The organism is Mycobacterium sp. 5-140-3-2 (genome assembly GCF_035666375.1).
Lineage (GTDB): Bacteria > Actinomycetota > Actinomycetes > Mycobacteriales > Mycobacteriaceae > Mycobacterium > Mycobacterium intracellulare.
The window spans coordinates 322,869-335,734 of the sequence record NZ_CP142025.1 but is presented as its reverse complement, the minus strand read 5'-3'; the positions used below and the strand labels follow the sequence as shown (position 1 = coordinate 335,734).

The 12,866-nt window shown below is 65.7% G+C and carries 12 protein-coding genes and 2 pseudogenes; 6 read left to right on the top strand and 8 right to left on the bottom strand.

Features of this window, described 5'->3' with window-relative positions; all coding sequences use genetic code 11:
- Positions 1-9: 9 nt before the first annotated feature.
- Entirely contained in the window at positions 10-168 is a 159-nt protein-coding gene (locus P6281_RS01660; RefSeq protein WP_014710822.1) for a hypothetical protein, read from the bottom strand.
- A gap of 61 nt (positions 169-229) precedes the next feature.
- On the opposite strand from P6281_RS01660, the gene P6281_RS01655 reads away from it, so the two are divergent.
- From P6281_RS01655 to P6281_RS01645, 3 genes are read left to right on the top strand one after another with little or no spacing between them, the layout of a single operon-like run.
- Positions 230-403: a CsbD family protein gene (locus P6281_RS01655; protein ID WP_008263222.1), complete on the top strand. Its 174-nt coding sequence runs from the start codon at positions 230-232 to the stop codon at positions 401-403.
- The gene (locus tag P6281_RS01650; RefSeq protein WP_008263220.1) at positions 403-1,119 is read left to right on the top strand and encodes a cutinase family protein; all 717 of its coding nucleotides are present in this window, start codon (positions 403-405) and stop codon (positions 1,117-1,119) included. Before P6281_RS01655 ends, P6281_RS01650 begins: the two co-directional genes overlap by 1 nt.
- Before the next feature lie 6 nt (positions 1,120-1,125).
- Positions 1,126-2,112, top strand: coding sequence for an SDR family NAD(P)-dependent oxidoreductase (locus P6281_RS01645; RefSeq protein ID WP_008263218.1), 987 nt, complete (start codon positions 1,126-1,128; stop codon positions 2,110-2,112).
- A gap of 22 nt (positions 2,113-2,134) precedes the next feature.
- Here P6281_RS01645 and P6281_RS01640 read toward each other — a convergent pair whose 3' ends face one another.
- The gene (locus tag P6281_RS01640) at positions 2,135-2,521 is read right to left on the bottom strand and encodes a PPOX class F420-dependent oxidoreductase (RefSeq protein WP_008263216.1); all 387 of its coding nucleotides are present in this window, start codon (positions 2,519-2,521) and stop codon (positions 2,135-2,137) included.
- 114 nt (positions 2,522-2,635) lie between these two features.
- On the opposite strand from P6281_RS01640, the gene P6281_RS01635 reads away from it, so the two are divergent.
- The gene (locus P6281_RS01635; protein ID WP_008263214.1) at positions 2,636-3,220 is read left to right on the top strand and encodes a TetR/AcrR family transcriptional regulator; all 585 of its coding nucleotides are present in this window, start codon (positions 2,636-2,638) and stop codon (positions 3,218-3,220) included.
- Positions 3,221-3,226: 6 nt separating this feature from the next.
- Here the strand turns inward: P6281_RS01635 and P6281_RS01630 are convergent, their stop codons facing one another.
- Positions 3,227-4,429 (bottom strand): cytochrome P450, encoded by a 1,203-nt coding sequence (locus P6281_RS01630; protein ID WP_008263209.1) that lies wholly within the window; start codon positions 4,427-4,429, stop codon positions 3,227-3,229.
- Between the two features lie 123 nt (positions 4,430-4,552).
- On the opposite strand from P6281_RS01630, the gene P6281_RS01625 reads away from it, so the two are divergent.
- The gene (locus tag P6281_RS01625; RefSeq protein WP_008263207.1) at positions 4,553-5,188 is read left to right on the top strand and encodes a cysteine hydrolase family protein; all 636 of its coding nucleotides are present in this window, start codon (positions 4,553-4,555) and stop codon (positions 5,186-5,188) included.
- Here the strand turns inward: P6281_RS01625 and P6281_RS01620 are convergent.
- Positions 5,185-7,176 (bottom strand): glycoside hydrolase family 172 protein, encoded by a 1,992-nt coding sequence (locus P6281_RS01620; protein ID WP_014383678.1) that lies wholly within the window; start codon positions 7,174-7,176, stop codon positions 5,185-5,187. The genes P6281_RS01625 and P6281_RS01620 overlap by 4 nt on opposite strands.
- Before the next feature lie 1,026 nt (positions 7,177-8,202).
- Positions 8,203-9,234 carry a non-homologous end-joining DNA ligase gene (gene ligD, locus P6281_RS01615; protein WP_324738590.1) on the bottom strand — a complete coding sequence of 344 codons (1,032 nt, stop codon included), beginning with the start codon at positions 9,232-9,234 and terminating at the stop codon, positions 8,203-8,205.
- 26 nt (positions 9,235-9,260) lie between these two features.
- Between ligD and P6281_RS01610 the strand changes: the two genes are divergently transcribed.
- Entirely contained in the window at positions 9,261-10,331 is a 1,071-nt protein-coding gene (locus P6281_RS01610; protein ID WP_008263203.1) for an ATP-dependent DNA ligase, read from the top strand.
- A 221-nt stretch (positions 10,332-10,552) separates the two neighbouring features.
- On the opposite strand, the gene P6281_RS01605 is transcribed toward P6281_RS01610, so the two are convergent.
- The 3 genes and pseudogenes from P6281_RS01605 to P6281_RS01595 all read right to left on the bottom strand — a co-directional run bounded on the left by P6281_RS01605 (position 10,553) and on the right by P6281_RS01595 (position 12,792).
- Entirely contained in the window at positions 10,553-11,014 is a 462-nt protein-coding gene (locus P6281_RS01605) for a DUF2834 domain-containing protein (protein WP_324738589.1), read from the bottom strand.
- Positions 11,015-11,326: 312 nt separating this feature from the next.
- Positions 11,327-11,536 (bottom strand): annotated as a pseudogene (locus tag P6281_RS01600) (hypothetical protein); the annotation flags it as partial.
- A gap of 58 nt (positions 11,537-11,594) precedes the next feature.
- Positions 11,595-12,792, bottom strand: a pseudogene (locus P6281_RS01595) (IS256 family transposase).
- Positions 12,793-12,866: the final 74 nt, after the last annotated feature.

The following is a 12,866-nucleotide window of genomic DNA, read 5'->3' as shown; positions in this document are numbered from 1 at the left end:
ATGAAGCTATCAGTCGGGTTGTCGCGGGGGCTCGGGATTCTCACCGGGGATTTGATCGGGCGGCGCGTCCCTCAGATAGCGGCGCAGCCGCAGCAGCTGATTGACCACCATGCCGATGCCCAGCAACATCAGGCCCGCCACTACTGCCACCACGATCGCGGTGCTCACAGCGTCCATGATGACAGGGCCGGTGTTTCGATATCTGCTGCTCCCGGGTAGCCAGCACGCCATGAGCGCCGAAGACAAGTTGAAGAATAAGATCGAGGACCTCGGCGGCCGCGCCAAGGAAGCCCTCGGCAAAGCCACGGGCGATGCCCAAACCCGGGACGAAGGGCGGGCCGATCAAGCGAAGTCCGCGTTGAAAGACGCCGGCGAAAAGGTGAAGGACGCGTTCAAAAAGTAATGACAATCCGGAATGTGTTGGCCGTCCGGTCGATGCGCCGCCTGCCGCTGCCCTTGTTGGCAGCGGCAGCCGTATTCGGCTCACCGGTCGCGAGCGCGCCCTCGGCGACGGCCGAACCGTGTCCCGACGTCGAGGTGGTGTTCGCCCGGGGATCCGGCGAGCCGCCCGGCATCGGCGGCATCGGCCGGCCGTTCGTGGACGCGCTGCGCTCGGAGATCGGTGCCAAGTCGCTGACGGTGTATGCGGTGAACTACCCCGCCAGCACCGACTTCGACAATCCCGCGTTCCCGGGGACCGTCATCGACGGAATCCGCGACGCCAGTTCGCACATCGAGTCCATGGTGGCGAGTTGCCCCAACACCCGCGAGGTGCTCGGCGGCTACTCGCAGGGCGCCGCGGTGGCGGGCTACACCACCTCGGCCACCGTGCCGCCGGGCGTTCCCGCTGACAAGGTGCCGCCTCCGATGCCGCCGGCCATCGCGCAACACGTCGCCGCCGTCACGCTGTTTGGCACGCCGACGGGGCAGTTCCTGCAGAAGTACAACGCGCCGCCGCTCACCATCGGGCCGCTGTATGCGCCCAAGACGATCCAACTGTGCGCGCCGGGCGATCCGGTCTGTGCCAGCGGCGGCGACGGGGGCCTGGCCGCCCACACCTCCTACCCGGGAAACGGCATGACCAGCCAGGCCGCCGATTTCGTCGCCGGCCGCCTGTAGGCCGGCATGCGGGTCCTCATCACGGGCGGTACGGGCTTTGTCGGCGGGTGGACCGCCAAGGCCGTTTTCGACGCGGGACACTCGGTGCGGTTCCTGGTCCGCAACCCGGCGAAGCTGCAGACCACCGTCGCGAAGCTGGGTGTGGACACCTCGGACTTCGCCGTCGCCGACATCACCGACCGCGTCGCGGTGCGAGACGCGTTGCAGGGATGCGACGCCGTCGTGCACAGCGCCGCCCTGGTGGCCACGGATCCGCGCCAGACGCCGCAGATGCTCGCCACCAACATGCAGGGCGCCCAGAACGTGCTTGGCCAGTCCGTCGAGCTCGGTCTGGATCCGATCGTGCACGTGTCGAGTTTCACCGCGCTGTTCCGTCCGGACCTGGAGACGCTGACGGCAGACCTGCCAGTGGTGGGCGGGGCCGACGGCTACGGAACGTCCAAGGCGCAGGTCGAGATCTATGCCCGCGGCCTGCAGGATGCGGGCGCGCCGGTCAGCATCACCTATCCGGGGATGGTGCTCGGGCCGCCGGTCGGCGACCAGTTCGGTGAGGCCGGCGAGGGCGTGCGAGCGGCCGTGCAGATGCATGCGATCCCGGGGCGCAGCGCGGCATGGCTGATCGTCGACGTCCGCGACCTGGCCGCCCTGCACGCGGCGTTGCTCGAACCCGGGCGCGGGCCGCGGCGCTACACCGCGGGCGGCCACCGGGTGCCCGCCGCGGACCTCGCGAACCTGCTCGGCCAGGTGGCCGGGACGCCGATGGTGGCGGTCCCGATCCCCGACACCGCGCTGCGGGTGGCCGGGGCGGTGCTTGATCGGGCGAATCGCTTCCTGCCCTTCGAGACCCCGTTCACCTCGGCGGGAATGCAGTACTACACCCAGATGCCGGCGTCCGACGATTCCCCGAGCGAACGAGAACTGGGCATCAACTATCGCGATCCACAGCAGACGGTGGCGGACACGTTCGCGGCGATGCGCGCGGAAAGCGAATAGCCGCAACGCCGTTCAGGGCCGTTCAGGCGGGTGTGATCTCCAGGCCGACGTGCACCTTGTCGATGCCGCCGCGGACGATCGTGTGCGCGTAGAACCACCACGCGTGGTACCAGTACCGCTTGAGGACGGCGTTGTACACGCGCCGCGTCTCGGACTTCGGCAGTACCCGGGCGACGGCCTCGACCTCGTCGCTCTTGGGCTTGCCCAGCGCCGCGCTCTTGGCGATCGTCACCCTGGGCGTGTTGTTGATCCGCTTGGTTTTCCACGAACCGTCGTCGGTGATCACCAACAGCTTGCCGTCGCCGTCGGGCGCCCCCCAGACCGGGGTCGGCTTGGGCCGGCCGTCCTTGGTGAACGTGGTCAACAGCAGGTACTTGGATCGGATGACGTCGCTGAAACTGGGGGCCATGACACCTCCATTGCCCCGTCGCGCCAGTTCCTAATCATGGTCGGCACGACCCTGGGCTAAGCTTTTGGGCGATTGCCCAAAAGGCTACGCATCCCTGCGGGAAAGACGTACACCATGACCGCCCCCCGACGGCCGAAGGCGCGCGACTCCACCACTCGCGACATGCTGATCGACGCGACGATCCAGATCATGGTCGAGGACGGCTACGCCGCGGCCACCTCGCGGCGGGTGGCGAACGAGGCCGGCGTCAAACCCGCGCTGGTCCACTATTACTTCCCCACCATGGACGAGCTATACCTCGACGTCTTCCGGCGCGGGGCCGCCGCCTATCTGGAGCGCCAAAAGCAGGCGCTGGCCTCCGACCGCCCACTGCACGCCTTCTGGCAAACCCTCATCGAGCCGAAGGACACCCGGCTGCTGTTGGAGTTCATGGGGCTGGCCAACCATCGCAAGGACATCGGGGCAGAGATCGCGGCGTGGTCGGAGCGATGGCGCGAAACGCAAACCACCGCACTGAATTTCATCGTCCGCGAACACGGATTGGACCGGGGCGAATTTCCGCCCGCGGGGATCGCGGTCATCATCGCGGCGATCGGCCGCATGCTGATCCTGGAACAGGCGCTCGGCACCACGGCGGGCCATGACGAAGCCGTCGCCCTCGTCAACCGGCTCATCGACCGTTTCGAGTTGCCCTCTTAGCGCCCGTTAAGGCAGCACGACCCGCAGCCGCTCCCAGCCGCGCACCGTGGACGTCGACGCCAATTGTGCGGTGTCGTAGTCGATGTCCCATTCCGGCCAACGGTTGAGGATCTCGTCGAGCGCGACGCGGCCTTCCAGGCGGGCCAGGTTGGCGCCCAGGCAGTAGTGCACGCCCTTGCCGAACGTGATGTGCGAGATGTTGTCGCGGCGGATGTTGTAGGTGTCCGGATCGGTGTAGCGGCGGGGGTCGCGGTTGGCGGCGCCGAACAGCAGCAGCATGGCGCTGCCGGCCGGCACCGTCGTGCCGTAGCACTCGAAATCCCGTGCCATCCAACGGGCGACGTGGGGGCCGGTGGGTTCGAAGCGCAGCGTCTCGTCGACGGTGCGGGTCAACAGGGACCGGTCCCGGTACACCTCGCGGCGCTGATCCGGGTGCTCCGCGAGCACCTTGGCCAGCCAGCCGATCAGCCGGCCGGTCGTCTCGTTACCCGCCCCGGCGACAACCTGGGTGTAATGCAGCACCTCTTTACGGGTCAGCTTGCGGTGCACGCCCTGGTCGTCGTCGAACTCGACGTTGAGCAGCGTCGTCATCAGGTCGTCGGACGGATTCTTCGAACGCCATTCGACGTAGTCGGCGTAGATCCGGCCGTCGGCGATGGAGTCGGCGTTGGCGACCTTCAGGGGGGCGCCGGGCTTGGTGCGCAGGTTGGCGTCGTTGGCGTCGCGCACCGAGACCTGCTCGGATTCCGGGATTCCCAACAGCATCCCGATCACCCGCATCGGCATCATCGATGCCAGCTCGGCGATGATGTCGAATCCCCCGGACCCGACGAGTGGGTCCAGGCACCGAACGCAGTACTGCCGAATCTGGTCCTCGAGGGCGGCCATCCGGCGCGGCGTGAAGACGCGGGACATCAGGCCGCGCAGCCTCGTGTGTTCGGGGGGGTCCTGGAACATCATCACGCCGCCGGGCATCTCGAACTTCGACTGGACCAGCTCGAGGATGTCGCTTCGCTTGTTGGAGAAGGTTTCCCAGTTGGCCAATCCGCGCTCGACGTCGGAATGCCGTGACAGCGCCCAGAAGTCGTACTTTTCGTTGTAGTAGATCGGGGCTTCATCGCGCAGCCGCGCATAGGTCGGATACGGGTCGGCGTTGATGCCCACGTCGTAGGGGTCGTAGTAGACGTCGGTGTCATTGGTGACGGTCATCGATTTCCTCACTTCGGGCAGCCGCGGGCATCCCTGCGCCCGTCGATTTTGGGCGATCGCCCAAAATCGTGGCGCAGGCCATGTCTAGCAGCATCTCCGCGAATCCGTCAAGGTCGCCAAGCCGTGCGCGATGATGATCCGGTGGCATACGACAAGGCGGCGACCGGGCTCCTGGTGATCGACCCCTACAACGACTTCATTTCCCCGGGCGGGAAGGTGTGGGACCGGCTGAAAGGCGTCATCGAAGGCAATGGCTGCGTCACCCACATGCAGCAGGTGCTCGACGCGGCGCGCGGCGCGAACCTCCGCGTCTTTTATGCCCTGCATCGCCGTTACCGGCCGGGCGACTACGAAACGTGGAAGCACATCGCGCCGGTGCAGCGGGCGGCCTGGTCGCGCAAGACGTTCGAATACGGCACCTGGGGCGGCGAGATCCGTCCCGGGTTCGAACCGCAACCCGGTGACGTCGTCGCTCACGAGCACTGGTGTTCCAGCGGTTTCGCCAACACCGATTTGGATCTGCAACTCAAGCGCCACGGCATCGAGCAGGTCATCGTCATGGGCTTGATCGCGCATACCTGCGTGGAGGCGACGGTCCGGTTCGCCGCCGAGCTCGGCTACGACGTCACCGTGGTCCGCGACGCCACGGCCGACTATTCGGACACCGAGATGCGCGCCGCCCTCGAGGTCAATCTGCCCAACTACGCCTCGGCCATCGTGACCGCCGACGAGGCCGTCGCCGCGATCGCCGCTCTCTAGGCCGGGCCCGTGAGGGCGTCGACGTGGTAGCGGCTGGCGGTCCAGGGCGGCGAATCCGCCGCGGGCGTGAGGGTGATGGTCAGCTGCGCTTTGCCCGCGGTGACCGACTGCGGCAACAGGTAGGTGTCGTCCAGCCAGCGGTGAAAGGTGTTGCTGCGCGGCTGAAGCCACGTGCCCGCGGGCACGCCGTCCACCGCGACGTCCGCCGATTGGAAGCCGGTCGCCTGGTCCGACGTGCGGCGCAGCAGGACACCGTGGTTGCCCGGATCAACCTGGACATGGAACGTGATCGCGCCCTGGGTGCTGCGGACCGAGCCGACGAGGGGCAGGGTGTCCTCGGTGCCCTCGTATTCGCTGACCAGCAGCTGATCGGTGGCGTCGGCATCGGTGTAGCCGTGCAGGACGCGATCGACGGGGTCGGCGGGGCGGACGTCGTCGCTGCCGGTGAGGACCGCGTCCGGCTGTGTGTAGAGGAATGCCGTTGAGCTGTAGTCGGGTTGGACCATGTTGCGCTTGCCGTGCTCGATGCCGAAGCGGAGCGCGGAGTGATACCCGATGGCGTCGGCTAGCATGATCCGGTAGACGGCGACGCAGTAGTCCGCGCACCCGCCGGTCGCCGTGCGCTGGTCGGGCTGGCCGTTGAGCGGGTCGCTGAAGTGGGTGCCGTCTTTGAAGTACCAGCCACCCTCGTAGAGGTCCTCGGTGCCGGTGCCGTACCACTGCGGGGATGCGGCGCCGTCGGTGTAGACCCGCTCGGCGCCTTCGAGAAAGTAGGGGGCGCCGTCGCTGAACGCCGTTTTGGTCCGCTGGCCCCGTATGGTGTGGCTGACGCCGACGAATTTGCCGTGGCCCTGTTCGTCGGCGAACACCCAGTCCTGGCCCTGGATGGTCGGGCCGGCATGGGCGCGGGCGGTGAAGTAGCCGGCGCGGCCGCTGGCCAGCGCCGCCGCCCATTGCGCGTCGGGCGTCGTCGTGACGTCGCCGGCGATCCCCGGCACCGTGGCGGCGGTGGTGTTGACGAGGGTGACGCGGGTCGAGTTCGCGAAAGGCATTGGCCACCAATCCCACAAGACCAGCGACCCGTCGGGCTGTGGATCGGCGGCGAACATCAGCGATCGCACGGGGTTGGCGCCGAGTCCCGCGCCGAAGAACTCCCCCAGGGGCGCGTCGACCAAGGTCCGGCCGTCGAATTCGATCCGCAGGCGCAATCCGGCCAGGAGTTGATCCGCCGCGGCGGGCAGCCGCAGCCGCAGCGCCGAGATGCTGCCCGGACCGCTCGTCTCGGCGACGGTTTGTTCGGTCCCGGCGGGGAGATCGATGACCCGATTGCTCTGCGTTGCAGTGCCTGTCGCCGGTTTGGGGTCGGCGGTGCCCGCGGCGCGCAGGGTGTCCAGCACATCGAGCGCGGGATCGGCGGGCGAAAAGGTAGTTATCCCATCGGCATTCGGGAACTGTCGATAGTCGACGTGGTAGTACTCCAGATGGGACGCGACGCTGATCCGCATCGACCGCCGATAGGGCATCGGCACCTTGATATAGACCCCGCCCGGCGACCGGGCGGCGTTGGCCACCAGCGGCCACGCGAACGGGGCGCCCAGTTCGCCGTCGACCAGCGCTTGCAGCGGTGTGTCCACGACGGTCTGCCCATCCAGCTCGATGCGGATGTGCCCGATGGCACGCACATTGCCCCCGTCACGGGTAAACCAGATCGAATCAACTTCCCCGGCACCGTGATCCTCCGCGATGACGCAGCCCGCGCCGCCCGGTGCCAAACACCCGCCGGTGCCGTTGCGGTTACCGGTCGAAATGTCGAAATCGCCGCCGCTGCGATCGAAACTCGACACCTGCAGGGTCTGCGATTCGGCGTCCAGATAGGGCAGCCGATCCAACCGGCGGTAGGTGTCCCAGCCGACCATCTTCTCGCCGAGACCGGCGGCCGGCGGCTCGGCCGCTGCGGGCGCGGTGACGCAGGCGGCGGCCCACAGCATCAGCGCGCAGGCCGCAGTCCACGCCCGAGAAGCCACCGGCATAACAACGGAGCTTACTTTTCTTCGGGCTCTGGCCCCGCCCCTGCCGCGCGAAATACCTTCGAGGTGTTGCCAGTTCGCACCATGCGACCGGCATCAGTGCGGCGGAAACGCGCCATTCCAGTCTAAAAATTGGCCCGTCGCGATGGACTTCAATCAGTTGACGTAAATCGACGCTATTTCGCTGGATCCCATGGCATTCCGCATTGTACTCACGTACTATAACGCTTCTCGGGCGTAAGAATTCTCCTACGAAGGGAGTGGTTATGTCTGGATTGAAATACAAGGTTGTTCTCGGCCTTCTCCTCACCTTCACCGCACTGACGGCCTCGGGTTGCACCCTGCCCCTCACTGTCGACTGCTCACCGGTCGCCACCTGCACGTTGTAGGGCCGAACTTCGGCCATCAGGTGCTTCCGCCGTTGGCACCCATTACCAGGTAGGGCCCATTTGTACTTACCAATGCGGCGTTAATGGCATTGGGTGCCAGTTACTCGCACAGCCGAAGCCGATACATCCCCTCGTATTTCGGACGACGCCGTGACAATGCTAACGCGGTCGTGCGACGTGAAGTCGTTGGGCACCAACGGTTTACATCGATCGCTGGGGCCCGCTCCGGTCACTTTGAGCATGACCGACACCTCAGCGACGCGATGGCGTGCGCATCCTTCGGGCCGTGCGCACGCTCTTCGCGAATTTCTTGCTGAGCTTGTGCGGGTTCGGGGTAAACTGATCGCCTGAGCGAAAGAGCGCTGAAAGCGGTCAGCCCCGAAACCCTGGCAGTTCGGGTAGAGAAATTCGTGTGACTGGGTCCTGTATCGCCTAAACCACTGGGGCGCAAAAGCTCCTGTCCAACCATTGCCGGCGAGTGATACCGTTTGAGATGCTCGCATGGTCCGGTGGTTCGTCTATACGAGAGGGGTAAGCGCGGGCCCAGCGTGACCCGGGTAGCCCATCACCTCCGACTGACCCCGTGACGGATTTCGGGCTACTTCTTCCCGTTCCTGCGATCCGTATCCCGGCTGGGCTGAACGCGTTTGGGTTCCCCGGGCATCTTCGGATAGTTCGGCGGATACGGCATGTCACCCAAGCCACGCTCTTCGTCGGCCTCGGCCATTTCCAGCAGCGACGCGATCGACTGGGCAACATCATCCATTGCGGCCCAAGGGTCTTCCCGGCGCGCGACCAGCTCGGGCACGGTCGCCATGGTGTAGTCGTCCGGCTCGGCACCTGCCAATTCGTCCCAAGTCAGCGGCATCGACACCGTCGCGATCGGCGTGCGTCGCACCGAATAGGCCGACGCCATGGTCCGATCCCGGGCGTTCTGGTTGAAGTCGACGAAGATGCGCTCGCCCCGTTCTTCCTTCCACCATGCGGTGGTGACGGCGTCGGGCGCACGGCGCTCCACTTCACGGGCCAGCGCGATGCCCGCGCGGCGCACCTCGACGAAATCCCAGTCGGTGGCGATCCGCAGGAAGACGTGGATCCCGCGACCCCCGGATGTCTTCGGGTAGCCCACCAGACCGAGCTCGTCGAGCAGCGGCCGCAACACGTCGACCGCGACGGTGCGCGCCTGTTCGAATGCGACGCCGGGCTGCGGATCCAGATCGATGCGCAGCTCGTCGGGGTGGTCGGTGTCGGGGCAGCGCACCTGCCACGGGTGCAGGGTGATCGTGCCCATCTGCGCCGCCCACACGATCGCGGCGGGATGGGTGACCTTCAGCGCGTCGGCGGTCCGCCCCGACGGGAACGTCACCTGGCACGTCTCCAAGTAGTCCGGCTGGTGCTGGGGAATCCGCTTCTGATAAATCTCCTCGCCGTCGATGCCGTCCGGGAACCGCTGCAGGTGGCTGGGCCGGTCGCGCAGCGTGTCGAGCATCGGGCCGCCGGCGACGGCGCGGTAGTACTCGACCAGGTGCCGCTTGGTGCCCCGCGATCCCAGCTTGGGGAAATACACCTTGTCGGGATTGGTCAGGCGGACCGCGACACCGTCGACGTCGACCTCTTCTGCAGCAGCCATACCACCGATTCCAGCACAATCAGGCTATGGACCTCCCTGTCATGCCGCCGGTGTCGCCGATGCTGGCCAAGTCGGTTCGCGCTATCCCGCCCCACGCGTCGTACGAGCCCAAGTGGGACGGATTCAGGTCGATCTGTTTCCGCGACGGCGACGACGTCGAGCTGGGCAGCCGCAACGAGCGGCCGATGACCCGCTACTTTCCGGAGTTGGTCGCCGCGGTCAGGGCCGAGCTGCCGGAGCGCTGCGTGATCGACGGGGAGATCGTCATCGCCACCGACCACGGCCTGGACTTCGAGGCGCTGCAGCAACGCATTCATCCGGCCGACTCGCGGGTGCGGATGCTCGCCGAGGCGACGCCCGCGTCCTTCATCGCGTTCGACCTGCTGGCGCTCGGCGGCGACGACTACACCCGGCGGCCGTTCAGCGAGCGGCGGGCGGCCCTGGTCGATGCGGTGGGCGGATCGGGTCGCTCGATCCATGTCACGCCGGCGACGACCGATCTGGGCACCGCGCAGCGATGGTTCGACGAGTTCGAGGGCGCCGGCCTCGATGGCGTGATCGCCAAGCCCCTGGACGTCACCTACCAGCCGGACAAGCGGGTGATGTTCAAGATCAAGCACGAACGGACCGCGGACTGTGTGGTCGCCGGCTATCGGGTCCACAAGTCCGGCGCCGACGCGATCGGGTCGCTGCTGCTGGGGCTCTACCAGGACGACGGGCAGCTGGCCTCGGTCGGCGTCATCGGCGCCTTCCCGATGGCCGAGCGGCGCCGCCTGTTCGCCGAACTGCAGCCGCTCGTCACCGACTTCGCGGACCATCCGTGGAACTGGGCCGCCCACGAGGCCGGCGAGCGAACGCCCCGCAAAAACGAATACTCGCGGTGGAACGCCGGCAAGGACCTCTCGTTCGTGCCGCTGCGGCCCGAGCGCGTGGTCGAGGTCCGCTACGACCACATGGAGGGTCGGCGCTTTCGTCATACCGCGCAGTTCAATCGGTGGCGTCCGGACCGCGACCCGCGCTCGTGCACCTACGAACAGCTGGAACAGCCGGTGACGTTCAGCCTCGGCGAGATCGTGCCGGGCCTCGGCCCGGGCTGAAAGGGAGGGTTTCTTCCGCGACGCTGCGGCCATCACGACCCGCGATTTCCCGCGGATCTGAAACGCCTTGCGGCACTGGTTAGTTTGCCTCCCCCGGGCATACCTTCGGACACAAGAGCCAAGTGCCCGGGCGGCTGTTCAACGTCAGTTTGGGGTCAGATCCACACCGTGGTGCCGTCAGACCACTGTCAGTCGTACAAGTGAAAGGTCGCGTTAAGTGGTCACCCCATGTCGATCCTGATAGTCAGGGCCAGGGTCAAGACGGCGACAACCGCGAGCAGAATTGTGTCCGTCCTGCCAAGGCGTGGCACGTCGGCTGTGCGCAGGCGCAATTCGCGCGCGATCAGGAAGAGCGGGAACATCACGCTGACGGCGATGAAGAACGATCCCACAATGTACAGCCAGACGAATCGCAGGTTGTATTTCCTGGCTTCGATCACCGTCAGAATGACGGCACTCAGGGCCAGCATCAGGGCGTCGGCTGTGATATTGCGCGAGGCCGCAGTCGTTTTGGTGTCGCGCCAGAAATTAACGAAAAAGTCGGTCGGGCTGTGAACGTACGTGATTGTCTGGCTCCACGTCGCGATGAGCGCGGCGACCGCGATAGCGCCGTAGACGATGCAAAGAATTTTGCGGGACGTAGGGACCGATGATGCTTGGTCCGCTCGGTCGGTTGTAGTCATGCCTCAAGGTAGAACGAACCAAACGGGCGATGGCACAAAATGGCCCATTCACTCGTAGCCCGGAGCCTGCGTTGCCAATGGTGTATGCGGCGCAAGGCAATCGACTCGGCAAAGAAGACTTCGCTCTAGCACGGCGGACATTGCCGATATGCCGATGGTGGCCTTGTCCAAGGGCGTGGTTAACGCTCCATGCCAATTCGGTGATCCTGTCCAAAACACCGGGCTTGATTCGCATTGGTGCGCGCGTCGGCGTGGTCGCGAACGAACGAATCCGTTGATGCCCCAATCCCGTAGGAGGATTGATTCCGCCAGCTAGTTGGTTGTCGGTGGTGGTTGGGGTTGGAAGGGGTCATACCACCACCAGTCGGCCCGCTCACCGGTAGGTCCCGGACACGGTGGCACCGCGGGCGGGGGTCGGGTGGGTGGGTGCGCGAGTGAGCCCGGGCTCAGGATTTGGCCGGCCTCGTCGGTGACGGTCAGGGCGTCGGCGGGTCCGGTGAGGGTGATGGCGCCCCGGTGATGCAACGAGCCTGTCACGAATTTTGTGTAAGTCAGAGGTGATTTGACTACGAATTGTAGTCTAACACAACGGAATTCGTCCCGGGAACAGTCTGGCGAGTGTGTTCAATGCCACAGTCCAGTTGTACGTTCCGGTGCCCGAGAATCCTCCTCTGTCGCTGGAGATGTTGCGCAATCCGAGATACAGCAACTTCATCGCGGCGTCCTTGTCGGGGAAATGGCCGCGGTTTTTGGTGATCTTGCGCAGCTGGAAGTTGATCGACTCGATGGCGTTGGTGGTGTAAACGATCTTGCGCAGCTCCACCGGATAATCCAGGAACGGCACGAACTCTGGCCAGGCGTTGCGCCAAACGTCGATTGCCCCAGGATATTGGGGCGGCCTCGGTGGTCGACGCGCCATAGATCGCGCGCATCGAGGTCGCGACCTTCTTGCGGTCCTTGTAGGACACGAAGCGCATGGCGTTGCGGATGACGTGCACCACGCAGGTCTGCACCACGGTGTCGGGAAAGGTCGAGCGGATCGCATCAGGCAGCCCGGTCAGCCCGTCGCAGCAGGCGATCAGGATGTCGCGCACCCCGCGGTTGCGCAGGTCGATGACGACTTTCTGCCAGAATTTGGCGCCCTCGGAGTCTTGGATCCAGACCCCCAGGGCGTGTTTGCGGCCCTCCAGATCCACCCCGATGGCCAGATAGGCCACCTTGGTCGTGACCACCCCGTTGTCCTTGATGCGCAACCGCAGCCCGTCGATGTAGAGGATGGGATAGACCTCATCGAGCGGGCGGGACTGCCAGGCCTTGATCTCATCGACCACGACGTCGGTGACATTAGAGATCAGCTCGCGCGACACGGCAGCCCCGTACACCTCCTGCAGATGGGCTTCAATGTCGCGGGTGGTCATCCCGCGCGAATACAGCGACAACACAACGGAATTGATGTTATTGAGTCGGCGGGTCTTCTTGGGCACGATCGCCGGCTCGAACGATCCGTTGCGGTCGCGCGGCACGGAGATATCCACTGGACCGTTGACCGTGGACACCGTCTTCGAGCTGAACCCGTTGCGCGAATTGCCCGACCCGCGCCCGGCCAGATCCCCGGACTCATAGCCCAGATGATGAGTCATCTCGGTCTGCAGCGAGCGCTCCAGCACCGCCTTAGTCAACTCATTGAGCAAACCGTCCGCGCCGTCGATCGGAGTGCCCGACTTCACCGCATCCTTGATCAGCGAATCCAGCGTCTCCGCCGAAAACGTCTCGGCCAGCCGCCGCGCCGCCGACTTCTCCTCAGCCGACGACTGCGTGGTCTTCGTCACAAAACACTCCTTCTGTCCGCCCC

Excerpts from the sequence above, each read along its gene's own strand:
- P6281_RS01650 (WP_008263220.1), top strand. The coding sequence starts at position 403 with ATGACAATCCGGAATGTGTTGGCCGTCCGGTCGATGCGCCGCCTGCCG.
- P6281_RS01635 (WP_008263214.1), top strand. The coding sequence starts at position 2,636 with ATGACCGCCCCCCGACGGCCGAAGGCGCGCGACTCCACCACTCGCGAC.
- P6281_RS01645 (WP_008263218.1), top strand. The coding sequence starts at position 1,126 with ATGCGGGTCCTCATCACGGGCGGTACGGGCTTTGTCGGCGGGTGGACC.
- P6281_RS01640 (WP_008263216.1), bottom strand. The coding sequence starts at position 2,521 with ATGGCCCCCAGTTTCAGCGACGTCATCCGATCCAAGTACCTGCTGTTG.
- ligD (WP_324738590.1), bottom strand. The coding sequence starts at position 9,234 with ATGGCTGCTGCAGAAGAGGTCGACGTCGACGGTGTCGCGGTCCGCCTG.
- P6281_RS01610 (WP_008263203.1), top strand. The coding sequence starts at position 9,261 with ATGGACCTCCCTGTCATGCCGCCGGTGTCGCCGATGCTGGCCAAGTCG.
- P6281_RS01630 (WP_008263209.1), bottom strand. The coding sequence starts at position 4,429 with ATGACCGTCACCAATGACACCGACGTCTACTACGACCCCTACGACGTG.
- P6281_RS01655 (WP_008263222.1), top strand. The coding sequence starts at position 230 with ATGAGCGCCGAAGACAAGTTGAAGAATAAGATCGAGGACCTCGGCGGC.
- P6281_RS01605 (WP_324738589.1), bottom strand. The coding sequence starts at position 11,014 with ATGACTACAACCGACCGAGCGGACCAAGCATCATCGGTCCCTACGTCC.
- P6281_RS01620 (WP_014383678.1), bottom strand. The coding sequence starts at position 7,176 with ATGCTGTGGGCCGCCGCCTGCGTCACCGCGCCCGCAGCGGCCGAGCCG.